Source organism: Planctomonas psychrotolerans, from assembly GCF_008642235.1.
Classification (GTDB): Bacteria; Actinomycetota; Actinomycetes; order Actinomycetales; family Microbacteriaceae; genus Planctomonas; species Planctomonas psychrotolerans.
This window is the reverse complement of record NZ_SJEV01000001.1, coordinates 679,960-702,793: the sequence shown is the minus strand read 5'-3', so window position 1 is coordinate 702,793 and position 22,834 is coordinate 679,960. Positions and strand designations below refer to the sequence as shown.

The 22,834-nt window shown below is 68.5% G+C and carries 20 protein-coding genes; 11 read left to right on the top strand and 9 right to left on the bottom strand.

Annotation, left to right across the window (positions count from 1 at the left end):
- Positions 1 to 99 precede the first annotated feature (99 nt).
- From EY822_RS03080 to EY822_RS03070, 3 genes are all read left to right on the top strand, one after another.
- A complete protein-coding gene (locus EY822_RS03080) occupies positions 100 to 2,190 on the top strand; it encodes a hypothetical protein (protein ID WP_150306933.1) in 2,091 nt (696 codons plus the stop codon).
- A 99-nt stretch (positions 2,191 to 2,289) separates the two neighbouring features.
- Entirely contained in the window at positions 2,290 to 3,885 is a 1,596-nt protein-coding gene (locus EY822_RS03075; protein ID WP_150306932.1) for a DUF2142 domain-containing protein, read from the top strand.
- Positions 3,882 to 4,325, top strand: coding sequence for a GtrA family protein (locus EY822_RS03070; RefSeq protein ID WP_150306931.1), 444 nt, complete (start codon positions 3,882 to 3,884; stop codon positions 4,323 to 4,325). Before EY822_RS03075 ends, EY822_RS03070 begins: the two co-directional genes overlap by 4 nt.
- 40 nt (positions 4,326 to 4,365) lie before the next feature.
- Here the strand turns inward: EY822_RS03070 and EY822_RS03065 are convergent, their stop codons facing one another.
- From EY822_RS03065 to EY822_RS03045, 5 genes are all read right to left on the bottom strand, one after another.
- A complete protein-coding gene (locus tag EY822_RS03065; RefSeq protein ID WP_150306930.1) occupies positions 4,366 to 4,755 on the bottom strand; it encodes a DUF2304 domain-containing protein in 390 nt (129 codons plus the stop codon).
- Between the two features lie 73 nt (positions 4,756 to 4,828).
- Entirely contained in the window at positions 4,829 to 5,530 is a 702-nt protein-coding gene (locus EY822_RS03060; RefSeq protein WP_406610303.1) for a glycosyltransferase family 2 protein, read from the bottom strand.
- Between the two features lie 136 nt (positions 5,531 to 5,666).
- Positions 5,667 to 6,941, bottom strand: coding sequence for an O-antigen ligase family protein (locus EY822_RS03055; RefSeq protein ID WP_150306928.1), 1,275 nt, complete (start codon positions 6,939 to 6,941; stop codon positions 5,667 to 5,669).
- A 49-nt stretch (positions 6,942 to 6,990) separates the two neighbouring features.
- Positions 6,991 to 8,331: an O-antigen ligase family protein gene (locus tag EY822_RS03050; protein WP_150306927.1), complete on the bottom strand. Its 1,341-nt coding sequence runs from the start codon at positions 8,329 to 8,331 to the stop codon at positions 6,991 to 6,993.
- 336 nt (positions 8,332 to 8,667) lie between these two features.
- On the bottom strand, positions 8,668 to 9,846 hold the full coding sequence (locus tag EY822_RS03045; RefSeq protein ID WP_150306926.1) for an acyl-CoA dehydrogenase family protein: 1,179 nt from the start codon (positions 9,844 to 9,846) through the stop codon (positions 8,668 to 8,670).
- Between the two features lie 204 nt (positions 9,847 to 10,050).
- On the opposite strand from EY822_RS03045, the gene manA reads away from it, so the two are divergent.
- Positions 10,051 to 11,316 carry a mannose-6-phosphate isomerase, class I gene (manA, locus tag EY822_RS03040; RefSeq protein WP_150306925.1) on the top strand — a complete coding sequence of 422 codons (1,266 nt, stop codon included), beginning with the start codon at positions 10,051 to 10,053 and terminating at the stop codon, positions 11,314 to 11,316.
- Between the two features lie 238 nt (positions 11,317 to 11,554).
- Here the strand turns inward: manA and EY822_RS03035 are convergent, their stop codons facing one another.
- Positions 11,555 to 12,508, bottom strand: a complete 954-nt coding sequence (locus tag EY822_RS03035) for a GlxA family transcriptional regulator (protein WP_150306924.1) — start codon at positions 12,506 to 12,508, stop codon at positions 11,555 to 11,557.
- 103 nt (positions 12,509 to 12,611) lie between these two features.
- On the opposite strand from EY822_RS03035, the gene EY822_RS15265 reads away from it, so the two are divergent.
- Both EY822_RS15265 and galE read left to right on the top strand, forming a co-directional pair.
- Positions 12,612 to 12,764 (top strand): hypothetical protein, encoded by a 153-nt coding sequence (locus EY822_RS15265; RefSeq protein ID WP_227496977.1) that lies wholly within the window; start codon positions 12,612 to 12,614, stop codon positions 12,762 to 12,764.
- 9 nt (positions 12,765 to 12,773) lie between these two features.
- Positions 12,774 to 13,742 carry a UDP-glucose 4-epimerase GalE gene (galE, locus tag EY822_RS03030; RefSeq protein WP_150306923.1) on the top strand — a complete coding sequence of 323 codons (969 nt, stop codon included), beginning with the start codon at positions 12,774 to 12,776 and terminating at the stop codon, positions 13,740 to 13,742.
- A 321-nt stretch (positions 13,743 to 14,063) separates the two neighbouring features.
- Here the strand turns inward: galE and EY822_RS03025 are convergent, their stop codons facing one another.
- A complete protein-coding gene (locus EY822_RS03025; RefSeq protein ID WP_150306922.1) occupies positions 14,064 to 14,354 on the bottom strand; it encodes a GIY-YIG nuclease family protein in 291 nt (96 codons plus the stop codon).
- A 426-nt stretch (positions 14,355 to 14,780) separates the two neighbouring features.
- On the opposite strand from EY822_RS03025, the gene EY822_RS03020 reads away from it, so the two are divergent.
- The 3 genes from EY822_RS03020 to EY822_RS15260 all read left to right on the top strand — a co-directional run bounded on the left by EY822_RS03020 (position 14,781) and on the right by EY822_RS15260 (position 19,802).
- The gene (locus tag EY822_RS03020) at positions 14,781 to 15,101 is read left to right on the top strand and encodes a WhiB family transcriptional regulator (protein WP_150306921.1); all 321 of its coding nucleotides are present in this window, start codon (positions 14,781 to 14,783) and stop codon (positions 15,099 to 15,101) included.
- Positions 15,102 to 15,181: 80 nt separating this feature from the next.
- A complete protein-coding gene (locus tag EY822_RS03015) occupies positions 15,182 to 18,202 on the top strand; it encodes a glycosyltransferase (protein ID WP_150306920.1) in 3,021 nt (1,006 codons plus the stop codon).
- Positions 18,195 to 19,802, top strand: coding sequence for a DUF5719 family protein (locus EY822_RS15260; RefSeq protein ID WP_227496976.1), 1,608 nt, complete (start codon positions 18,195 to 18,197; stop codon positions 19,800 to 19,802). The genes EY822_RS03015 and EY822_RS15260 overlap by 8 nt, the downstream gene beginning before the upstream one ends.
- 39 nt (positions 19,803 to 19,841) lie before the next feature.
- Here EY822_RS15260 and EY822_RS03000 read toward each other — a convergent pair whose 3' ends face one another.
- A complete protein-coding gene (locus tag EY822_RS03000; protein ID WP_150306917.1) occupies positions 19,842 to 20,450 on the bottom strand; it encodes a dihydrofolate reductase family protein in 609 nt (202 codons plus the stop codon).
- 94 nt (positions 20,451 to 20,544) lie between these two features.
- On the bottom strand, positions 20,545 to 20,991 hold the full coding sequence (locus tag EY822_RS02995; protein ID WP_150306916.1) for a metallopeptidase family protein: 447 nt from the start codon (positions 20,989 to 20,991) through the stop codon (positions 20,545 to 20,547).
- A 122-nt stretch (positions 20,992 to 21,113) separates the two neighbouring features.
- Between EY822_RS02995 and EY822_RS02990 the strand changes: the two genes are divergently transcribed.
- Together EY822_RS02990 and EY822_RS02985 are read left to right on the top strand one after the other, a co-directional pair.
- Positions 21,114 to 21,335: a DUF3499 family protein gene (locus EY822_RS02990; protein WP_150306915.1), complete on the top strand. Its 222-nt coding sequence runs from the start codon at positions 21,114 to 21,116 to the stop codon at positions 21,333 to 21,335.
- Positions 21,332 to 22,756, top strand: a complete 1,425-nt coding sequence (locus EY822_RS02985; RefSeq protein WP_150306914.1) for a phosphomannomutase/phosphoglucomutase — start codon at positions 21,332 to 21,334, stop codon at positions 22,754 to 22,756. Before EY822_RS02990 ends, EY822_RS02985 begins: the two co-directional genes overlap by 4 nt.
- Positions 22,757 to 22,834 lie beyond the last annotated feature (78 nt).

Below are 22,834 nucleotides of genomic sequence, written 5' to 3'. Positions count from 1 at the left end.
CGGTTTGTGACGTACCCTGTCAACGTCGGAAGCCGGGGGGCGGGTCGAAGCAGGCCGTCTGGGGAGCGCTTCCGTCGGAGCCTAGGGGGGCGCTCGAAAATGAGAAAACTGCTGTCGTTTTTCCTTGCCATGTTGGTGGTCACCGGGGGGTTGGTGGCCTGGGATGCGTCACCACAGCCCGCGCAGGCGCTGGCGGTGAACGGGGCGGACTTCGACCCCGGCTTCATCATCAGCGATGAGGTCTTCTTCAACTCGAACGCCATGTCCGAGGCGCAGATCCAGGCGTTCCTCACGTCGACCATCGGTCCGTGCAGCAACACCAACTGCCTGAGCGTGAAGAAGCTCGACACGTCGTCGCGGTCCGCTGACGCGCTGTGCCGCGGCGCCTACGTCGGTGCCGCTCAGGAGAGCGTCGCGCGCATTCTCTACAAGGTCGGCCAGGCCTGCGGAATCAACCCGCAGGTGCTCATCGCCACCCTGCAGAAGGAGCAGTCGCTCATCTCCGGGCCGATCGCCCGCGCTCCATCCAACTCGCGTCTCGACCGTGCGATGGGGTATGCGTGCCCCGACAACACCGTCATCCCCGGGTACTGCGACCCGGCCTTCGGCGGTGTCTACAACCAGCTCTACAAGGCGGCCTGGCAGTTCAAGCGGTACGCCAATCCGCCCGGAACGAGCGCCTTCTTCACGAAGTTCCGCCCGGGCACCACGGCCAACGTGCAGTACAACGTGCCCGTGTCGTGCGGCACGAAGCCGGTGTACATCCGTAATCAGGCCACGGCCAACCTCTACTACTACACGCCCTACACGCCGAACCAGGCCGCGCTGAACAACCTGTACGGCACGGGGAACGGCTGCTCGGCCTACGGCAACCGCAACTTCTGGGTGTACTTCAACAACTGGTTCGGTTCGTCCACTGGTCGCGTCGACCCGGTGGGTGCATTCGACTCCGTCGCCTCGGAGCGGGGCGGGGTCCGAGTGCAGGGGTGGACCCTCGACCCCAGCACGCAGAACTCGATCACCGTCGAGATCCACGTGAACGGGGTCGTCACCCGCGCCAGCGCGAACCAGTCCCGCCCCGACGTGGCGCGGGCGTACTCCCGCTCTGATGACGGGTTCGGCTTCAGCGTGTTCGTATCGACCGGTTCGGGCACGCACACGGTGTGTGCCTACGGGGTCAACGAGGGATCCGGCTCGAACGCCCTGTTGGGCTGCAAGACGGGGGTGGTCGTGTCCGGTGACCCCTTCGGCAACCTCGAGCCGCCGACCGTTGTAGGCAAGTCCGTCACCTTCACCGGCTGGACGATCGATCCGGACACGGTGAACCCGATCGAGGCTCACATCTACATCGATGGAAGCGGCATCCCGCTCCTGGCCTCGTTGCCCCGGGCCGATGTCGCCCGAGCGTTCCCGCAGTTCGGCAACGCTCACGGCTTCCGTGCCGTGAAGGACCTGAGTGTGGGCAGGCACGAGGTATGCGGCTACGGGATCAATGTCGGGGGCGGTTCGAACACCGCGATCGGTTGCCGATCATTCGAGGTGAAGACCGACGGATCGGATCAGGGTCGCGTGCCCATGGGCAACTTCGAGGCGCTCACCGCGTCGCCCGGAACGGTGGATGCCCGTGGGTGGGCCATCGACCCCGACACCGCCAAGCCCATCGACGTGGACGTCTACGTCAATGGTGCCAAGACCACCGTGACGGCAGATCAGACCCGGGACGACGTCGCGCGCAACGCCCCGGGGTGGGGCAGCCAGCACGGGTTCGCGCGATCCATCGCGTCCGCGCCGGGAACGTCCAGGGTGTGCGTCACCGCGGTCAACTCCGGCCGCGGAGCCTATACGGAACTCGGTTGCAAGACGGTGTCGGTTCCTGCCCTCCCCGCGATCGGGGCCCTGGACGGCGTCCGGCCGACGCCGGGTGGGCTTGCGATCCACGGGTGGGCGGCCACGCCCATGCTGAAGGACCCCATCGCCGTGCACGTGTACGTCAACGGGGTCGGTCACGTGATCCCGTCGGCTTCGGGTGACCGACCGGACGTCGCGGCCGTGTACCCGCAGCTCGGATCCCGTCACGGTTACACCGCCACGATCCCCGTCGGGTCGGGGACGCACACGGTGTGCGCCTACGGTGTGCAGCCTCTGGCGGCGTCGAACCCGTTGCTCGGCTGCAAGACGGTGCGCATCTGAATCGGTGCGGACACTGCTCCGCCCGGGTCGGTCGCGCTAGCGGCCCGCCCGGGCGGATCGCAGTTCTCGCCCGCCGTCTCATAGGGTGGGTGGCGATATGTGCGAGGGTCTGACTCCCGCATCGACTGGAGCGACGAATTGAGTACCCGGGTATCTTCCCCCGCCTCGCGGCGCCGGCCATGGCACACCCTGATCGGACTGTGGGCCCTCCTCACCGTGATGTGCGGGGCATGGGCGGTGGCGACGCCGGTTTCGGCGAGCCCCGATGAACCCGCGCACATGATGAAGGCGGCATCCGTCGTGCGAGGGGAGTTCATCGGCGAGGAGACCGATAAGGCGCAGGTTCGTCTGGTGGACATCCCCGCATACTTCGCCTACACGGACGAGGCGACGTGCTACGCCTTCCAGGCGAACGTGACCGCGGCGTGCATCGAGCCCTTCACCGCCGACGAGGGCGAGATCGTCGAGGATGCGACGACCGCCGGTCTGTACAACCCGGTGTACTACCTGCTCGTGGGCTGGCCGTCGCTGTTCCTCGAGGGGCCGCCCGCGATGTACCTGATGCGACTCGTCAGCGCGATCGTCAGCACCTTCTTCGTCGCTGCGAGCCTCACGCTGCTGTCGACCAGGCGCAACGCCGTCGTGCCGCTGCTCGCCGGCGCTGTGGTGGCCACCCCCATGGTGCTGTTTCTCGCGGCATCGGTCAACCCGAACGCTCTCGAGGCGACCACGGCGCTGGGGTTCCTGGTGGGACTGTACTTCGCCGTCGATGCATCCATGCGCACGGGGCGCGTTCCGTGGCAGTACACGCTGTTCACCGCACTGTCCGTGATCCTTCTCCTCAACACGCGAGGTCTGAGTCCGCTGTGGGCGCTCATCGTCTTGATCGCGGTGGTGATCCTCTTCGGCGTCAAGCCGATCCTCACGCTCCTCCGCGACCGCGGGGTCCTCGTGGCCTCCGCGTTCATCGCCCTCGCGAGTGTGTTCGCTGTCGGATGGTCGTTGCGGACGAGTTCCGTCTCCGCCGTGGGGGTGCACGCCGGTGCGGGAACCTCGCCCCTGAACGGCTTCATCACGATGATGGAGCGCACCTTCGATTTCGCACCGCAGATGATCGGCTTGTTCGGCTGGATGGACACACCGGCGCCCAGCTACATCGTGATCGTCTGGGCGATCACCGCCGGTGGGCTGGTGCTCTCGGCGTTGACGCTGTGCCGCGGTCGGCGCCTCGCCGCCGTTGGATTCGTTCTCGCGTGCTTCCTGATCGCGCCGGCGCTCATCCAGGCGTCGACCGTCGAGCAGAGCGGGTACATCTGGCAGGGGCGCTACTCGCTGCCGGTGTTCCTGGTGCTGCTCGCGCTCGCGGGACTCGCGGTGGGGGAGCAGGTGACGCTCCGCCCCGGGCACGCCTCCGTCCGACGGCTCACGATCGGAGTGCTGCTTCTCATCGGGTTCGGGCATGTCGCCTCGTTCGCTTTCGCGCTGAGGAGATACTCGGTAGGCAGCTCGAGTTCGTGGGGGCAGTTCGTCCTCGATCCGGGCTGGCAGCCGCCCGGTGGCAACGCGTTCTGGCTGGGAGTCCTCGTCGTCTCCTTCGGTCTCTTCGCCGCACTCATCGCAGCCGTGGCGCTGTCCCGGCCGGCCGTCGCCGCGTCCGAGGAGAACACGGCTTCACCCGTCGGGGTCGCCGGGTGAAAAAACTTGTACGAGGCGCCTGGCGATCGTCCGTCGTTCGCTTCCTCCTCGTCGGAGGAGCGGCATTCGTCCTCGACCTCGGGCTGCTCATCGTGGGCCGCGACGTGCTCGGCTGGGAACTGTGGGCCGCGACCGCGGTGGCCTTCTGGGTCAGTCTGGTGTTCAGCTTCCTGCTGCAGAAGTACTTCACCTTCGGAGCGGGGCAGTCCATCTGGGGCAGCGCGTGGAAGTACGCCGCTCTGCTCGGTGTGAACTTCGGCGCGACGCTCGTCATCGTCGCCGCTTTCGATGCAGCGGGTCCGGGTTACGTGGTGGGGAAGTTCGTGGCCACGGCCCTCATCACCCTGTGGAACTACTTCGCCTACAAGCACTGGGTGTTTCGGGCGACCCCTCCGGAGCAGGTCGATTCGGGCTCGGCATCGGAATCGCACGCCCGCTGACACGGCAGCGATGTGAGCGCGGTGTCAGGCTGCGGGGCGCTTAGTCCGCGCTCCTCGGGGAGGCTCCGGGCGCCGTGCCTCGTTCTCGCTCCAGAAGAGCCAGCCTCCGATCCATCAGCGCCGCCTCCTCCGCGAGGATGCGCGTCTTCTCGTCGAGCGCGGTCAGTTCGGCACTGAACTGCACGCACACCAGGAACAGGATGATGAGGCTGAAGAAGAAGACCAGGTTGACCGGTTCTTCGATGCCGATGACCGCTGCCAGTCCGTCGACGATTCCCGGGAAGAGGGAGAGGACGAGCGCGCCGATGCCGCCCACGAGCCACCAGATCGCGTGCCGTTCGCGAAGCCTGCGTCGCCGCAACAGCTCGATGACGATGACGAGGGTCAGGCTGGCGGCGAGGATGCTGAGCAGGTAGGTGCCGATGTTCACGCGGCGGACCCTCTCGGGAGATCGTAGGGCGGCCGGGCGAGGGCGATGGTACTGAGCGGGTGGGTGGCGATGGTCACGCGGCGGACCCTCTCGGGAGATCGTAGGGCGGCCGGGCGAGAGCGATGATGAGAGCGATGACCGCGCGCCCGAGGTACACGGCCGCCTTCGCGGGATTGTGCGACGGGACGCCACCCGCACGCGGACGCATCGCGACCGGGATCTGCTCGATCCGGCACTTCGCCTTGGCGGCCATCACGAGCGACTCCACCGTGTCGCCGAGATATTCGGCGGGGTAGTACTCGGCGAAGAGGCCGATCGCCCTGGGGCCCGCACCCCGGTACCCGGAGGTCGTGTCGGTGAGTCGGGCCTTGGCGATCCGGCTGACGGTCACGGCCAGCACCTTCATCGCCCACTTGCGGGGCCCGCGCACGATGTAGTCGCCCTCGCCGGCGAAACGGGCTCCGATCACGACGTCGGCGCGCTCGAGGGCGTCGAGGATGGCCGGCACGCTTTTCGGATCGTGCTGGCCGTCCGAGTCGATCTGCACCACGAAGGTGTATCCGTGGCGGAGGGCGAACTTGAAGCCGGCGCGCATCGCACCACCGACGCCGAGATTGAACGGCAGATCCAGCACCATCGCTCCGGCGGCGGATGCGATGGCGGCCGTACGGTCACGGGAACCGTCGCTCACCACCAGGCAGTGCACTCCGGGAAGAGCCGCGAAAACCTCGGCGACTACCGACCCGACCGCCTCCTCCTCGTTGTACGCAGGCATGACGATGAGCGTTTGCTCGAGGGCGGTAGGCACAGGACGATCCTACCGACCGCCTGGTTTTCGCCCGGCCGAGGCACGCCCGGCGGAGGCACGCCCGGCGCCGGTTCCGGTTCCGATGCCGCCTCCGGCCGATCCGTCAGGCGAGGATGCCGCGCCAACTCTTGTCCTGCGCCGCCTTCACGGCGCAGATCACGAGGAGCAGCCAGCCCCACTCGACGAGGGTGTAGCTCTGCGCGAGCGACACGATGGCGAGCACGATGAGCACGAGCGGCGTCCACAGGTAGCTGACGCTGCGCTTGTCGGAGGCGAGTTGCCACGAGCGGAGGAAGGCGAGGCCGCCGAAGCTCATGAAGACGAGCATCCCTACGAGGCCGGTCTGGAAATAGGCGTCGACGAACGAGTTCATCGCCGATGTGGCTATTCCGGTCGGGGTGTCGCCGAGGATCGCGAACGGGATGAGCTCCGGCCGCCAGTACCCCACCCATCCCCAGCCCTCGAGCTGGTTGAGATCGGCGAGCCGAAGCAGGTCGCGCCAGAGCGACGCGCGGATGGCGAACTCCCGTTCCGCGCTCAGGCTCCGGATGAGTTGGCCGCGCAGGAGAACCACGAATACGGTGCCGAGCAGGGCCCCGGACAGAAGGCCGACCTGCCACAGGCCCCGACGGTCGCGCGGGATGCGGCGAAGCCAGAGGAGGGCCGCCGCCCCGAGGAGGAGCACGGCCACCACGCCGCCGATCACGGGGGCGCGGGTGAACAGCACCACGAGGCACGCGGCCACGAAGGAGCCGATCGCCACGCCCTTGCGCACGGACCGTGTGAAGTACTCGATCGCGAAGGTGATCGCCGCGATGAGCGCGACCGTGCCCATGGCGTTCCGCCCGCCCATCACCCCCTGGATCGGGCCACCGACATCCAGATTGCCCTGAATTCCGAGGAACCGGATCGGAAGGTCGATCAGGAGCCCCGACAGCACCTCGAGGGTGATCGACACCAGCAGGAGCGCGCGCATCACGTCGCCGACCGCACGCACGATCTGGATGAGGTCGCGCGCGATGGCGATGTAGATGGCGAGGAAGGCGATCGTCACCTGGAACAGCACGCCGCTGACCGTGGCCCACTGATAGCGGCTCCACAGAACGGTCAGGCCGCACCACGCGACGAAGACGAGCAGGGAGATCGGTAGAAGCCCGCGCCACTCGTAGTCGCCGCGCTTGGCGACGAGGGAGAGCGCGGCGAGCGGCACCAGGGTGGCGAGGATGGCGAGGTACCCCGGCCACCCGATCATCGACCGCAGCGCATGGGCGAGCAGCACCGTGGACAGGATCGTGGTGGTGAGCGCGGCGGAGAACCGAGCGGACCCGAGGAAGTCGGACACCTGCTCGGGTAGCGGTTTGCTCGGGTGCGGGCTCATGGTCTCCGGTCCAAATTACAGCCCCGCGCGCGCGAACCGCCCACGTCGGTCAGCGACGGATTCCGCGGATCGACCGAGGGGTGCGCTTCGGCGGGTCGTACTCGGAGCGGGCCGTGCCGAGTTTGGTCGCGACCGCGAGCACGCAGAGCAGCACCCACCCTCCCTCGAGCAGGATGCGGCTCTCGGCGAGGCTCTGCGTGAGCAGGGCGGCGAGGAGCAGCACGGGCAGCAGATCCATCGCGGAGAAGGGGAGCGGGGCATCCGCACTGCGTTGAGGTCGGTCGATCGCGATCCACCAGGCACGGGCGGCCGTGGAGAGCACGAGGCAGAGGAAGACGGCGAGCCCGATGGCGCCGAGTTGGAACCAGACATCGAGGTAGGCGTTGTGGGCCTGCAGGTATCGCACCCCGTTTCTCAGGGCGAGGTCGTCGAACGGTTCGACCCAGGGCGCCCAGTAACTGGTCCAGCCCCATCCGGCCACCGGCCGCGTGACGGCCAGGTCGCGGACGGCCGCCCAGATGTCGAGGCGTCCGGTGAGGTCGGGGCTCCGGCCGAGGATGCCGAGGATGCGAGCCGACCAGGCCGACACGGCGACGGCGCCGACGGCACCGGCGGCAACCACCCCCGCCGCGAGGGCGAGTCGTCCCCGGGCGGTCAGACGCCTCGCGATCAGGGCGACAGCGAGCACGCCGAGCGTCACGAGCAGCGCGGCGAACGCCGTCGCGGACCTGGCCAGAGCGAAGGTGGTGACCGCCACGACGAGCCAGGAGTAGCCCGTCCGGCGGCGCACCGTCCCGCACGCGAGCTGCACACCGATCACGATCAGCGCGAGCAGCGCGATCATCCCGAGCAGGTTCGAGTTGCCCACGATGCCCTGGATGCGTCCGCCCTCGAACAGCTCGGCGCGGGTCCAGTAGTACGCGTCGGGCACGTCGCGGCCACCGTAGTCGGTGAAGAAGGGGAACAACGGACGTCGCAGCACGGCGGCCGCGATGAGTTCGAACGCGAGGGATGCCGCGAGGATGAAGCGCACCGTCGTGCCGAGCGCGGCCACGTTGTCGGTCCACCGCAACGACAGGGTGAGGAAGAGTGCGGCGATCGTCGTGGCCCACTGAATGGCCACGCCGGCGGCGCTGACCGCGGGGTAGAACGACCAGGCGATCGAGGCGGTGGCGAGGGCCAGGAACGCCATCAGCGGAACCGGCAGCGTGCGCCACCGGATGTCCGGCACGCGGGACAGGTGCACGAGCGTGCAGAGCAACAGGAGGAACACGACCGCGCCGTAGCCGTACCAGCTCAGGCTGTTGCGCCAGGCATCACCCGCCAGTACCGAGAACCAGACGAGCACCGCGAGCCCGGTTCCCGCGGTGCGTTCCCGGTTCGCTGTCATGCCCCCAAGAGTATGTGCCAGCCCGCCGGTGCCCGACCGGCACCTTCATCGTCTCCACGGTCCCTGAGCCTGTCGAAGGGGCCCTCCGTATCGTCGCTCCACGGTCGCTGAGCCTGCCGAAGGGGCGATGCGTAGTGTCGCCTCACGGTCCTTACCTGTCGAAGGGGCGCTGCGTATCGTCGCTCCACGGTCCCTGAGCCTGTCGAAGGGACGTTAGGAACTGGCAGGCTCACGGTCCCTGAGCCTGTCGAAGGGACCTCACGTCGCTTCGACAAGCTCAGCGACCGCCGCACCGAGCGACCGCCGCACCTACTCCAGGCTCGCGCACCCCCCGCGTCACACGAAGGCTGCGTGCCCCGTGATGCTCCGACCCACGATGAGCGTGTTCATCTCGCGGGTGCCCTCGTACGAGTACATCGCCTCACCGTCGGCAAAGAAGCGGGCGACGTCGTAGTCCGTCACGATGCCGTTGCCGCCGAGGATCTCCCGGGCGTAGGCGACCGTCTCGCGCATCCGCGCCGTGGTGTACGCCTTGGCGAGCGACGCGTGCTCGTCGCGCTGGATGCCCTCGTCGAGCATCTGCGACACCCGCACCACCATGCCGATGGATGCCGTGATGTTGCCGATGCACTTCACGAGCAGGTCCTGCACCAGCTGGTGGCTCGCGATCGGCTTGCCGAACTGCACCCGCTCCTTGGCGTAGGCGAGTGCGGCCTCGTACGCGCCGATCGAGTTGCCGACCGCGGCCCACGCCACCTCGGCGCGGGTGAGGCGCAGCACCGCAGCCGTCTCGCGGAATGAGTTCACCTTCTGGAGCCGGAGGGAATCCGGCACCACCACGTTGTCGAGCGTGATGTCGGCGTTCTGCACGGTGCGCAGGCTCGTCTTGTTCTCGATGCGAGTGGCCGAGTAGCCAGGGGTGGACGTGGGCACGATGAAGCCCTTGACCTGACCGTCCTCCACGCTCTTCGCCCAGACGATGGTGATGTCGCTGAACGTCGCGTTGCCGATCCAGCGCTTCGCACCATTCAGCACCCAATTGTCGCCGTCGCGCGTTGCGAGTGTGCGAAGCCCCTGGGCGGAGTCGGAGCCCGACAGCGGCTCGGTGAGCGCGAAGGCGCCGATGGTCTCGCCGGAGGCGAGTTTCGGCAACCACTCGGCGCGCTGCTCGGTGGATCCGCCGACGCCGATGGATCCCATGACGAGGCCGTTCTGCACGCCTACGAAAGTGGCGACCGACGCGTCGACTCGCGCCAGTTCGAGAGCGACCCAGCCGCGGAACACCGCGGAGTTCTCGAATGGGCGCGTCTCGTCCCAGGGCATCCCGAACAGCTTGAGGTCGGCGAGCGGGGTGATGATCTGGGTGGGGAACTCGGCGCGGTTCCAGCAGTCGTTCACGATCGGCCTCACCTCGGCCTCGAGATAGGCGCGCAAATCGGTCAGCACGCCCTTCTCGCGGTCGGTGAGCAGATTCTCGTATCCGTAGAAGTCGCTCGTGATGGGCTCGAATGACATGGGATGCTCCATTGCGTTCATGAGGACGATGCCCGGCTTCGCGGGATCCCCGGACGCCGATTACTCATCAGGCTAAATCCGCGAAAGACCGGCGCCAATCCGGTTGGTACTTTGTTCTAGGAGCGCGCTGCTGTGCGCTGAGCTGTTTGTAGACAGCAACCAACCGCCGCCATTTTGGTAGCTCTTCTCTAGGGACTCGACCAGTTGTTTGTAGGCATCACTAATACGCCCCGGGACTACGCCTGGGGATCGCGCACAGCCATTGCGGAGGTGCTCGGTACCGAGCCGAGCGGCGCGCCGGAGGCCGAGCTGTGGTTGGGCGCCCACCCGGGCTCACCGAGTCGCATCACCGATCCCGAGAGCGTCGGCGGCGCGACGACGGTTCCCGAGTGGATCTCGGCCGATCCGCAGACCACGCTCGGGCCGGTGTCGACCGGCCTCCGCGAGGGCGATCCGGTGCACCTGCCGTTCCTGCTCAAACTGCTCGCCGCCGATGGGCCGCTGTCGCTGCAGGCGCATCCGACGCTCGAACGGGCGCGCCGCGGTTTCAGCGCGGAGAACGAGGCCGGCGTGGAGTCGGATGCTCCGCATCGCAACTACAAGGACGCCCTGCACAAGCCGGAGTTGATCTACGCCCTCAGTGAGCGCTTCGATGCGCTGTGCGGCTTCCGTGCCGTGGAGGAAGCGCGTGCGGTCTTCGCCGCGCTCGCCGACCGGGATGCGAGTGACGCCGCCGGATCGTCGCCGTTCTCATTCGTGCTCGATCGGCTGGGCGACCCGGGCGGGCTCCGCAGCGCGTTCGAGGCGATCATGGCCGGCGGGACCGAGGTCGACGCGGTGGTCGAACGCACCGTCGCCATCGCCGCGGCGAGCGAAGCCGCCGATTCCCCGTGCGGGGCTGCCGCCGACGGAGACCCGTTGCGCCGGGACCTGGCGCTGGTGCGTCGCCTCGCCGCCGCGTACCCGGGTGACCCGGGCATCGTCACGGCACTGCTCCTGAACTACGTGTCCCTTTCTCGTGGAGAGGCGCTGTACCTGCCGGCGGGCAACATCCACGCCTACCTGTCGGGGCTCGGCGTGGAACTGATGGCAGCATCGGACAACGTGCTGCGTGGTGGCCTCACTCCGAAGCACGTCGACGTTGCGGAACTGCTCGACGTGCTCGACTTTCGGGCCGTGCCCGTGCCCTACCTCCACCCGCATCGACCGGAGGAGGGTGTGGAGGTCTTCCGCCCCGAGGTGCCCGACTTCCAGCTCGTGCGGGTGGCCCTGGACGCCACGACGCTGCAGGCGGGGTACCGCATCGCCGGTCCCGCCATCGCCATCTGCGTATCGGGTCAGGTGACGATCGCGGGGAGCCGCACCGAGGCATCCGTCGCACGCGGACAGGCGGTGTACATCACGCCCGACGAGGCCGAGCTGCAGTTCATCGGCGAGGGCGAGCTCTTCCTCGCCACCACGAACGCCTAGCGTCCGCCATGCGGTCCCTGAGCTTGTCGAAGGGACGGGACTTGCCCACGGTCCCTGGGCTTGTCGAAGGGACGGGACTTGCCCACACGGTCCCTGAGCTTGTCGAACGGACAGGACTTGCCCATACGGTCCCTGAGCCTGTCGAAGGGACGGGATTCGCCCACGGTCCCTGAGCTTGTCGAAGGGACGGGACTCGATATCCCTTCGACAGGCTCGGGGAGCGCAGGGCCGCCCCGCGTCAGCCCGCCGCGCGAGCGCCGAACGTGCGGCGATAGGTGGCCGGCGTCGTCTGCAGCACCTTGAGGAAGTGGTGCCGCATGACCGCGGCCGTGCCGAAGCCCGCCTTCGCAGCCACGGTTTCCAGCCCCTCGTCGGAGCGTTCCAGAAGGTATTGCGCGCGGATGATGCGCTGGCGGTTCAACCAGGCGGCGGGGGTGGTGCCCATGTCGGCGCGGAACCGGCGGGCGAAGGTGCGCGACGACATGAGCGCCTTGCGGGCGAGCTGGTCGACGGTAAGGTCCTGGTCGAGGTTCTCCAGCATCCAATCGGTGACGCGCGCGAACGAGTCGCTGCGCGCCGCCGGGATCGGGTACTCGATGTACTGCGACTGACCGCCGTCGCGCTGCGGCGGCACCACCATGCGCCGAGCGATCACGTTGGTCGCGGCGGCGCCGAGCTCCTTCCGCACGATGTGCAGTGCCGCATCGATGCCCGCCGCCGTGCCCGCGCCCGTCACGACCTTGCGGTCCTCGACGAAGAGCACGTCCGGGTCGACCTCGGTGAGCGGGTAATCGCTCGCCAGTTTGTCGGTGTACATCCAGTGCGTAGTGCTCTTCCTGCCGTTCAGCACGCCCGCCTCCGCGAGCACGAAGGCGCCGCTGCACACGCTGAGGATCCATGCCCCCCGGGCCTCGGCCTCGCGCACCACCCGGAGAATTTCCGGGTGGATCGCGGAGTCGAGGTACGCGGGCACGGCGATGAGGTCGGCGTCGTCGGCCGCGGCAAGGCCCTCGTGCACGAGGATGTCGAATCCGAGTTTCATCGGGATGGGGCCGGGCTCCGCGGCAACGATGTGGAAGTCGAAGGTCGGTCCGCCCTGATCGCTGCGGTCGATGCCGAACACCTCGCAGATGACGCCGAACTCGAACGGGGCCATGCCGGGGAGCGTGAGGCAGACGACCTTGCGAAGCATGAAGCGACCTTTCGAAGCGGGAAACAGACTCTGGCAGAATTGTGCCTCTTGCCGGCGATTCTGCCACTGGTGGCAGGTATCCGCAATTCATAGCGTTACTGCCATGACCATTTTCCTTCTCCTCCTCGCCGCATTGGTAGTGGTGAGCGTCGCTCGAACGGTCGTGCTGATGGCGCACGACGGCTACGGGAACCCGAGCACGGTTCCTACTTCTCGTCACCTCGAGAACGGACTGCCGGACATGACCACGCGTTAGCCTTGCGTCATGGCTTGGTTGGTTACCGGCGGCGCCGGCTACATCGGTTCACACGTTGTCGCAGCCTTTCGCGAGGCAGGCATGGACGCGGTCGTGCTCGATGACCTCTCGAGCGGCAAGAGTTCATTCGTGCCCGACGGTGTCCCGTTCGTGCGCGGCACCCTGCTCGACCGCGACGTCGTGCGATCCGCTTTCGAGCAGCACGACATCACCGGGGTCGTGCACGTCGCGGGATTCAAGTACGCCGGCGTCTCGGTCACCAAACCGCTCCACACCTATCAGCAGAACGTGACCGCGACGGTGCTGCTTCTCGAGGAGATGGAGCGCGCCGGTGTGGACGCGATCGTCTTTTCATCGAGCGCGGCGGTCTACGGCACGCCGGACACGGACCTGGTGACCGAGGACACCCCGAAGAGCCCCGAATCCCCCTATGGCGAATCGAAGCTCATCGGTGAGTGGTTGCTGCGGGACCAGGGAATCGCGGCGGGCCTTCGACACACCAGCCTGCGCTACTTCAATGTGGTCGGGTCGGGGGCGTCGAACCTGTATGACGCGAGCCCGCACAACCTGTTCCCGCTCGTGTTCGAGGCGCTGATCGACGGTCGGGTCCCGAGCATCAACGGAACCGACTATCCGACGCCCGACGGCACCTGCGTGCGCGACTACATCCACGTGTCGGACCTCGCGATCTCGCACGTCGCCGCCGCCCGGCGGTTGGACGCGCGGGAGGCGATCGAGCCCGTGTACAACCTCGGCAGTGGCGAGGGTGTATCCGTGGGAGAGATCATGTCGACGGTCGCGCAGGTGACAGGCATCGACTTCGAGCCCAGGATCGCCGCGCGACGGGCGGGGGATCCGGCGCGGATCGTCGCCTCGGGTGACCTTGCGGCCCGCGATCTCGACTGGAAGATGCGCCACACCCTCGCGGAGATGGTGGAGAGTGCCTGGGGTGCGCGCCGAGCCGCGCCCCCCGCCTGACCCCTGCGGGCCCCGAGCCTGTCGGAGGGGCGCTGCCTGGATGCGGTCCCTGAGCCTGTCGAGGGGGCGTACACCCACGGTCCCTGAGCCTGTCGGAGGGGCGCTGCCGGGATACGGTCCCTGAGCTTGTCGAAGGGACGCACGCATACGGTCCCTGAGCTTGTCGAAGGGATGCACCTATACGGTCCCTGAGTTCGTCGAAGTGACGCACGCATACGCTCCCTGAGCCTGTCGAAGGGACGCAACCCCACGGTCCCTGAGCCTGTCGAAGGGACGCAACCCCACGGTCCCTGAGCCTGTCGAAGGGGCGCAACCGACGCATCACCCTTCGCGACTCGATCTATGGCGCGAGAGCCCGGGTAAATCCGCGAATCGGCCTTCGATGAGCGCACGCTTCTTCACTCGGCTCCAACCCTGTATCTGCTTCTCCCACGCGAACGCCGTTGCGACCGAGTCGACCTCCTTGCAGAAGACGAGCGTGAATGGCAGGTACTTCCGCGTGAAGTTCGCTCCCTCTCCCGCCGCGTGCTGGGCGAGGCGAACGTCGAGGTCGATTGTGCTGCCGGTGTAGTAGACGCCGTTGAAAAGCTCGAGGATGTAGACGTGAGGCATCCGTGACGGTGGCACGCTTTCTCCCGTGTGCCGTCGCGCCGATGGGAGCGGTGGAGTGAGGGCAGGACGGAGAGGCAGTAGAGGAGGGGTACTGTCCCTTCGACAAGCTCAGGGACCGTATGGGCACCGTCCCTTCGACAAGCTCAGGGACCGTATGGGCACCGTCCCTTCGACAAGCTCAGGGACCGTATGGGCACCGTCCCTTCGACAAGCTCAGGGTCCGTATGGGCACCGTCCTCAAGAGGTCGCGGAGACCGCGGCGACGGTGGAGGAGGGGGCGCAGCGGCGCGACACGCCCAAGCGCAATTCAACCCTCTAGCGGCACCTTAAGGTTTACCATTCGCGACTTGACGTGACGGAGTTACACCGGTGTAATTATGGGTGTGCGCGGGCAAGTCGCTAGCCCGTGTCGTGAGGAATTGTGATATGGCCGTACCAGACTACCTTTCCGGTGTCCCCGACGACTGGTTCGTCGACCCGGTCCGCCTGGGTGTACCGGGTGTCCGAACCTCCGTCGACGACGACAACCCCCTCGCTTGGCAGGCGGATTCGCTCTGTGCGCAGACGGATCCCGAGGCGTTCTTCCCGGAAAAGGGCGGGTCCACCCGCGACGCCAAGAAGATCTGCTCCGCCTGCGAGGTCAAGTCCCAGTGCCTCGAATACGCCCTCGGGAACGACGAGCGTTTCGGCATCTGGGGCGGCCTGTCGGAGCGCGAGCGCCGCAAGCTTCGTAAGCGGGCCAGCTAGGCGCGTCGCGCCACCGACAGTTCGAACCCGCCGCACCTCGTGGCGTTCGTAACCCGGATCCGCGTCTAGAGTCGAGTGCGATGCGTCCGAAAGTCACTGCAATACTCGTCGCCCACAACGCGGCGGAGTACCTGTCGGCGACTCTTGGAGCGCTGAGTGCCCAGACCCGGCCTCCGGATGCGGTCATCGCGGTGGATCTGGGATCCACCGACACCAGCGCCGACCTCCTCGCCGCCTACGATCCCACCCATCTCGTTGCGGTGCCGGCCAGCTCCACCTTCGGGTCCGCCGTGGCCGCCGCCGTCCGGGTGGCGACACCGCCTGCCTCGCCGAACGAGTGGCTCTGGCTGCTCTCCGCCGATAATGCGCCGGAAGCCGACGCCCTCGCCGAGTTGCTCGGGGCGGTCGAGATCGCCCCGAGCGTCGCGGTGGCCGGTCCGAAGCTCATGGAGCACCGCAACGTGGCGAGAATCCACGAGTTCGGTGAGACCATGACCACCCTCGGTGCGTCGGTTCCCATCGTGGAGGGCGAACTCGACCAAGCGCAGCACGACGGTCTCAGCGATGTGCTCGCCGTCGCGGCCGGCGGCATGCTCGTGCGGCACTCGCTGTGGTTGGAACTGGGCGGATTCGACGATGGCCTGAATGCGGTCGACGACGCACTCGACTTCTGCGTCCGGGCGCGCCTCGCCGGCCACCGGGTGCAGCTGGTCCCCTCGGCGCGACTGCTCTCCGCGGGTGAGCGTGCGCCCGGCACCGACCACCTGGGGGCTGCGACCACACGGCGCAAGCGCAGGCGTCTCGCCCGCACCGCGCAGCTCTACCGACGACTCGTCTACGCGCCGGCGCTGGCCGTGCCGCTGCACTGGTTGTCGTTGCTGCCCCTCGCGATCCTGCGGTCGTTCATGCAGCTCGTCCGCAAACAGCCCACGGCGGTGCCGGGCGAGATCACGGCCGCGCTCTCGGTGGCCGTCGCCGGTCGCCAGATCGTCGCCGCACGCCGGCGACTTGCGCGCACCCGTTCCGCCGGCTGGGCCTCCATCGCGCCGCTCCGCCAACCCCTCGACGAGGGCAGACGGCGCCGGATGCTGGCTCGCGACCAGTACCGCGCCCTCCACCAGGTGCACGCCGAGGGGATCCAGTTCCTCTCCACCGGGGGAGCGTGGACGGTGCTCGCCGCGATCGTGCTCGCCGCGGTGCTGTTCGCCCCACTTCTCGGCGCCGTGTCGCTGGCCGGCGGCCCCCTCCTCCCGCTCAGCCCCACCGTCGGCGACCTGTGGTCGAACGTCGGTTACGGCTACATCGAGAGCGGCCTCGGAATCGTCGGTCCGGCCGACCCCTTCACGTACGTGCTCGCCGTGCTCGGCACCATCACGTTCTGGGCACCGTCGACCAGCATCGTCTACGTTTTCGTCGGGGCTCTACCGCTCGCCGCCCTCGGATCGTGGTTGTGCGCCTCCCGCATCACACCGCACGGCTGGCTGCGGGCCGTAGCCGCGGTGCTCTGGACGCTCTCGCCGCCGTTCCTCGCCGCACTGGAGTCCGGTCGGCTCGCGGCGGTGCTCGTGCACCTGCTGCTGCCGTGGTTGTTCTTCGCGGGCGTCGCCGCATCCCGGTCGTGGAGCGCCTCGGCGGCGACCGCTATTCTGCTCGCGGCCACCGGAGCGAGCGCTCCCTTCCTGATCCCCGCCCTGCTGCTTCTCTGGCTCGCCGCACTGATCTCGAGCGGTCGACGCCTCGTTCGGCACATCGCGGTACCGCTTCCCCTCGTCGTCCTCTTCGCCCCGCTCGCCTGGTATCACGGAGAGCGCGGTAACTGGCTCGCGGTGTTCGCCGATCCGGGAGTGCCGACCGCCTTCCGGCCACCGGCGGATTGGACGCTCGGGTTGGGGTTCCCGACCAGCGACCTCGGTCACTGGCCGCGCCTCGTCGGCGCCGACGGCCTGTTCGGCGTGCCGCCCGCGGTGGTGGTCACCGTTCTGGTGGCTCCGCTCATCCTCATCGCCCTGTCCGCGCTCTTCCTGCCGCATCCTCGCCGCGGCGTCTGGGCCATCGCGGTGGCCGTACTGGGATTTGCCACAGCGACGTTCGCTCTGCGGTTCACCGCCACGTCCGTCGGACCCGACGTCATCCCGGTGTGGCCGGGGGCCGGGCTGAGTCTGCTGTGGCTCGGCCTCATCGGGGCCGCTGTGTTCGCGATGACCGCTCTCGGACGGTTCGCGCTCGGGCCCGCCCTCATCGCCACCGGCACGCTCACCATCGTGGCCGTGCCGCTGCTTCTCGCCCCGGCCGTCGGCACGTCCGTCGTCCGCGCCGGCGAGGGTCGCACCCTGCCCGCCTATGTCACGGCGGAGGCCGTCACCCGACCCGACATCGCCACTCTGGTGCTCCAGCCGGAACGCGACGGCGGCGTCCGAGCCGATCTCGTGCGCGGCGTCGGACCGGTGCTCGACAACCAGACCACCCTGGCGACGACCGCCACGGACCCCACCGTACGGGACCGGCGTCTGGCCACCCTCGCCGCAAATCTGGCGTCCCGCAGCGGATTCGACGCGAGCGAGGAACTGACCGCGCTGCAGATCGGGTTCGTCCTGCTGGAGGAGGGGTCCGTCGGTGAGGGCGTCGACCCGGCCGAGCTCGACTCCACGGAGGCTCGCGCGGCGTCGGCCCTCGACGAGAACGCCCTGCTCACCCGCGTGGGCGACACCTCGGCGGGTGTGCTCTGGCGGTACCCCGTCGTGAACGACGCGTCACCCGTCGCTATCGAGACCGAGCCCGACAACCTCGACACTCCGACCGGCGTCGGCATCCTGGCCGCTCAGGCGCTGGTCTTCGGGCTCACCCTGCTCATCGCCATCCCCACCGGGGGTCTCGCTGCCAGCAGCCGCCCCCTTCCCGAGGTGCGACGCAGACGGGTCGACACGGATATCGGTGAGTCGCCCGATGCGCCGCGTCCCGAGGACGCCGACATCACGCTCGACTCCTATGTCGACGAGCCGACCGGCCAGACCGTCGAGGTGGAGGAGATCGGCGACATCCCGCAGATCGACGACGACGTGCCCTCCGCCGCCGACGCGGACATGAGGAGGAACGATGTCTAGGCGATCGACGCTCCTTCGGGGCGCACGCGTGGCCGGCGGTCTCGCGGGGGTCGCCGTCGTCGCGGGCGTCGTGGTGGTCACGTCGGCGGTGCCCATGCCCGCCTACGAGGTGAACCCGCCGTCGGCGCTCATCACGCCCGAGCCGACGGAGCAGCAACGCGTGTGCGCCGGTGGTGTCGTGCGACTCGGCGCCGATGGCGGCATGGACGCGACCGTGGCCGACTTCGTGAACGCACCCGACGTGATCAGCGATGCCACGTCGAGCGAGGACCCTTCCACGCGCGGACTCGATGCGATCGACGTGCGACCGGGTCCGGTCCCCGGAAGCCCCGCCGTGATCACCGCGCCGGGAGCGGTGGAGGGCGTGCCGACACTCCTCGGTGGCTCCGAGTCGCAGGACGTGAACAACGGGGACCTGATCGGCTTCACGGCCACCGCCTGCGCCGAGGCCGGGAGTGACAGCTGGCTCGCGGCGGGATCCACGGAGGTCGGCCGCACCTCGGTCGTGCTCCTCAGTAATCCGTCCGACGTCACGGCGACTGTCGACCTCTCCGTGTACGGAAAAGAAGGTGTGGTGGCTGCGCCCGGCGCCGACGGCATCCCGATTCCGGCGGGAGCCCAGCGCATCATCCCCCTCGCGGGGCTGGCGCCCAACCTCGAAGCGCCGGTCGTGCGGGTCGAGAGCCGGGGCGGGCCGGTGTCCGCCGTGCTGCAGCAGAGCATCGTCCGCGGCCTTCAGCCCGGCGGGGTCGAACTCACGGGACCCACGGCCGCTCCCAGTCTCACCCAGATCATCCCCGGGTTGCGGGTCGCTCCCGCGGCACCCGCGCCCGCCGACCCGGCTGCGCCCGCCGACCCGGCTGCGCCCGCCGACCCGGCCGCGCCCGCGGACCCGGCTGCCCCCGCAGACCCGGTTGCACCCGCCGACCCGGCTGCGCCCGCGGCACCCGAGCCCGCCGACCCAGCTGCGCCCGCGGAGCCCGGCGTACCGATCCCCGGTGAGGATGAGAGCGCCGGATCGGACACGGAAACCGTGCTCCGCGTGCTCGTACCCGGGACCGAAGACGCGACCATCACCGTAGGGGTGGCCACGGAGGACGGCAGCCCCGGCGGAACCTCCTTCGAATTGGATGTCGTCGCCGGCCAGGTGACGGACGTGCCGTTCGAGGAACTCGGGGAGGGCATCTACACGGTGACGGTCGAGTCCACCGAGCCGATCGTTGCGAGTGCCCGGTCCAGCACGGGCGGCGGAGCCAATGGCGGAGGAATCGACTTCGGGTGGTTGGTCGCTCCCGTCGGTCCGGTGGACCGGGAGACCATGCTCGCCGTGCCCAACGGTCCGGGCGCCATGCTGCACGTGGTCAACCCGGGGAATGACGTGAGCACGGTCGTCCTCACCCCGACGTCGGGTGACGCCATCCAGATCGAGGTCGCCCCGGCGTCGGCGACCAGCGTGCCGATCACCGCGGGCGTCGTCTACCGGTTGGACCCGTCGCAGCCGGTGTTCGCGCAGGTCACCTTCCTCGGCGAGGGCAAGTTCTCCGCATTCGCGGTCAACCCCGCGAACCCCTCCGCATCAGCACTGCGGATCTACCCCTGAGGACACGCGCGCTGCGTGGGCTGGCCGGGAGTCGACCGGTCAGCGCTGCCCGTCGATGTCTCGTTCCCTGACCACCCGATACGTCGCGACGACGGTTCCGGTGGGGGAGATCGTGCTGGACACCACCTCCATGGGAGCGAAGGTGTCGCCGAACAGTCGGGTGCCCGTTCCGAGCACGACCGGCAGGATCGAGAGGAGGTAGCGGTCGACCAGACCGGCGGCCGCGAGGTCGCGCACGAGCATCCCGCTGCCGAGCAGAACGACGTCCCCCGCGCTCTCCTTCGTCAAAGACGCGACGGACTCGAGCGTGTTCTCCCCGAGCAGGAACGAGTGAGGATGCGTGAGCGGTGCCCGAGTGCGGGAGGCCACGTACTTCGGCGTCTTCCGCAGCACATCGGCGAACGGGTTGGGTTGGGGGGCGTTCAGCCAGTGACCGACCAGTTGGTCGTACGTCCGACGCCCGAACAGCAGGGCGGCTGTGTCGGAGTGTCCCTCCATGGACGCCTGCATGGCCACCGGGTCGGCGGCGAACCGGGTCGTGGCCCATCCGCCGTGCTCGAACCCCCCGCGGGGATCCTCGTCGGGTGCGCCCGGGGCCTGCATCACCCCATCCAGTGAGACGTACTCCACCGCCACCAGGTCGCCCATGCCGCATGCCTCCGTTCGTGCGACTCACGATACCGCGGCATGTGTACGGTGTCCACAATGTCGTGCGCGGTAGCCCGGAGTCGCTCGCGCGCAATCAGAAGTGCCGGAAGCGGTCGGGCGCCAGGTCCCAGGGATCCTTGCCGAGCAGCTCAGCCACCGCGCGGAACACACAACTCTCGATCAGCATGCGCGCGTGCAGTTCATCGTTCCGATGCAGACGCGTGAGTCGCTCGATGGGCAGTCGGAACAGGATGACGCGACGTTCCTCATGGAGAACACGCCAGCGGTCGACCCCGTGGGAACCCGTGATGGCCGCGGGGATGCCAGCGATCTCGAATCGCACGTCGGCCAGTTCGTCGGGCCACACGCTCCGCAGGTACTCGGCGGTGGATGCAACGGTCATCTCGAACAGGTCGACCCGCCCGCGCAACATCGGCAGGTGCGGGCCCGCTACGGACGACCGCATTCCCCGACCGTGCCGGTCGCGCCATCGCCCCCGTGGAGAGGGTGATGCGGCGATGCTGCGTCGGGGGCGAGCCATTTCTCCATCGTACCGAGCCGCGCGAGTCAGTCCCCCAAGCGGATCCGGACGTTCAGCCCGCGTCCCGCACGCGTGCGGCGCGCGTCCGCGTGCGGGAGAAGGGATTGGCTAGTGTGGACCCGATGATCAACAGGCCATGTTCCCGAGTCGCCTGCCTTCACTACGCGACCACCACCCTCACCTACGTGTACTCCGATTCCACGGTGGTCCTGGGCCCGCTCGCGTCGAAGGCGGAGCCGCACAGCTACGACCTGTGCGACCGGCACGCCGAGCGGCTGTCGGCGCCGCAGGGCTGGCAGATCTTGCGGTACGCCGTGATGGGTGAAGTAGGTTCGGAGGCATGAGCGCCGACGTCGTCACCCGCCTGAACTCCATCGTCAAGACCTACGACGTGCGGGGCCTCGTGGGCGACACCCTCACCGAGGAGATCGTCGAGGCGCTCGGTGCGGGGTTCGCCGACGAGCTCGGGGCGGACGGCTCGGAGATCGTCGTGGGCCACGACATGCGCGACTCGTCGCCGCTTTTCGCCGCCGCCTTCGCCCGAGGACTCCGCGCACAGGGCGCGTCTGTGGTGGCGATCGGCCTCTGCTCCACCGACGAGACCTACTACGCGTCCGGCGCGTTGAACGCCCCCGCCGCGATGTTCACGGCCAGTCACAATCCCGCCACCTACAACGGCATCAAGTTCTCGCGCGCCGGAGCTCAGGGCATCAGCCTCGAGACCGGTCTTGCCGGAATCCGCGATCGCGCGGCCGTATATCTGCGCGACGGCATCCCCGTCGTGGATTCGCAGGGTGGCTACAGCGAACGGAACGTGCTCGCCGATTACGCCGGGTACCTGCGTTCGCTCGTCGACCTGTCGGGCATCCGCCCGATCCGCATCGTGGTGGACGCAGGCAACGGCATGGGCGGCCTCACCGTTCCGGCGGTACTGGAGCAGGCGGCCGGCCTGCCCGCCCTGCCCATCACGGTGATCCCGCTCTACTTCGAGCTCGACGGGACCTTCCCCAACCACGAGGCCAACCCCCTCGAGGCCAAGAACATCGTCGACCTGCAGAAGGCGGTGGTGCAGCACGGCGCCGACCTCGGCCTGGCCTTCGACGGTGACGCCGACCGCTGCTTCGTCGTCGACGAGAAGGGCGACGCCGTCACGCCCTCCGCGGTGGCCGCGATCGTGGCGCTGCGCGAGATCGAGCGCGTGCGGGCCGGGGATCCGGACGGGACGATCAAGGTGCTGCACAACCTGATCACCTCCCGCGTGGTGCCCGAGACCATCGAGGCCGCGGGAGCGGTGGCCATCCGCACGCGGGTCGGGCACTCGCTGATCAAGGACGCCATGGCCGCCACCGGCGCCATCTTCGGTGGCGAGCACTCCGCGCACTACTACTTCCGCGACTTCTGGGGCGCGGACAACGGCATGCTCGCGGCGATGCACGTGCTGGCCGAGTTCGGCTCCTCCGACGGGCTGCTGTCCGACCTGTCGCGCCGATACACCCCGTACGCCATGTCGGGCGAGATCAACTCCACCGTCGGTGACGTGCCGCAGGCGTATGCCCGCATCGTGGAGACCTTCACCGGCGTCGCGGACTTCGATGAGCTCGACGGCCTGACGGTGACCGGCATCGTGCACCAGGACGATCCGTTCTGGTGGTTCAGCGTGCGCCCGTCGAACACCGAGCCGCTGCTGCGCCTGAACGTCGAGGCGGGAACGGCGGCGCAGATGGAACTCATCCGCGATCGCGTGCTCGCCCTCATCCGCGCCTGACTCGCGCCGCGCGTCGAACACTCGTCGCCCTGGTTCGCTGCCGTCGCCCGCGGTCTACACCGTGCGAGGGCACGGAAC

Excerpts from the sequence above, each read along its gene's own strand:
- EY822_RS03020 (WP_150306921.1), top strand. The coding sequence starts at position 14,781 with ATGGCCGTACCAGACTACCTTTCCGGTGTCCCCGACGACTGGTTCGTC.
- EY822_RS03055 (WP_150306928.1), bottom strand. The coding sequence starts at position 6,941 with ATGAGCCCGCACCCGAGCAAACCGCTACCCGAGCAGGTGTCCGACTTC.
- EY822_RS02995 (WP_150306916.1), bottom strand. The coding sequence starts at position 20,991 with ATGGCTCGCCCCCGACGCAGCATCGCCGCATCACCCTCTCCACGGGGG.
- EY822_RS02990 (WP_150306915.1), top strand. The coding sequence starts at position 21,114 with ATGATCAACAGGCCATGTTCCCGAGTCGCCTGCCTTCACTACGCGACC.
- EY822_RS03080 (WP_150306933.1), top strand. The coding sequence starts at position 100 with ATGAGAAAACTGCTGTCGTTTTTCCTTGCCATGTTGGTGGTCACCGGG.
- EY822_RS03050 (WP_150306927.1), bottom strand. The coding sequence starts at position 8,331 with ATGACAGCGAACCGGGAACGCACCGCGGGAACCGGGCTCGCGGTGCTC.
- EY822_RS03060 (WP_406610303.1), bottom strand. The coding sequence starts at position 5,530 with ATGCCTGCGTACAACGAGGAGGAGGCGGTCGGGTCGGTAGTCGCCGAG.
- EY822_RS03025 (WP_150306922.1), bottom strand. The coding sequence starts at position 14,354 with ATGCCTCACGTCTACATCCTCGAGCTTTTCAACGGCGTCTACTACACC.
- EY822_RS03035 (WP_150306924.1), bottom strand. The coding sequence starts at position 12,508 with ATGCTTCGCAAGGTCGTCTGCCTCACGCTCCCCGGCATGGCCCCGTTC.
- galE (WP_150306923.1), top strand. The coding sequence starts at position 12,774 with ATGGCTTGGTTGGTTACCGGCGGCGCCGGCTACATCGGTTCACACGTT.
- EY822_RS15265 (WP_227496977.1), top strand. The coding sequence starts at position 12,612 with ATGACCATTTTCCTTCTCCTCCTCGCCGCATTGGTAGTGGTGAGCGTC.
- EY822_RS03045 (WP_150306926.1), bottom strand. The coding sequence starts at position 9,846 with ATGTCATTCGAGCCCATCACGAGCGACTTCTACGGATACGAGAATCTG.
- EY822_RS02985 (WP_150306914.1), top strand. The coding sequence starts at position 21,332 with ATGAGCGCCGACGTCGTCACCCGCCTGAACTCCATCGTCAAGACCTAC.
- EY822_RS03015 (WP_150306920.1), top strand. The coding sequence starts at position 15,182 with ATGCGTCCGAAAGTCACTGCAATACTCGTCGCCCACAACGCGGCGGAG.
- EY822_RS15260 (WP_227496976.1), top strand. The coding sequence starts at position 18,195 with ATGTCTAGGCGATCGACGCTCCTTCGGGGCGCACGCGTGGCCGGCGGT.
- EY822_RS03000 (WP_150306917.1), bottom strand. The coding sequence starts at position 20,450 with ATGGGCGACCTGGTGGCGGTGGAGTACGTCTCACTGGATGGGGTGATG.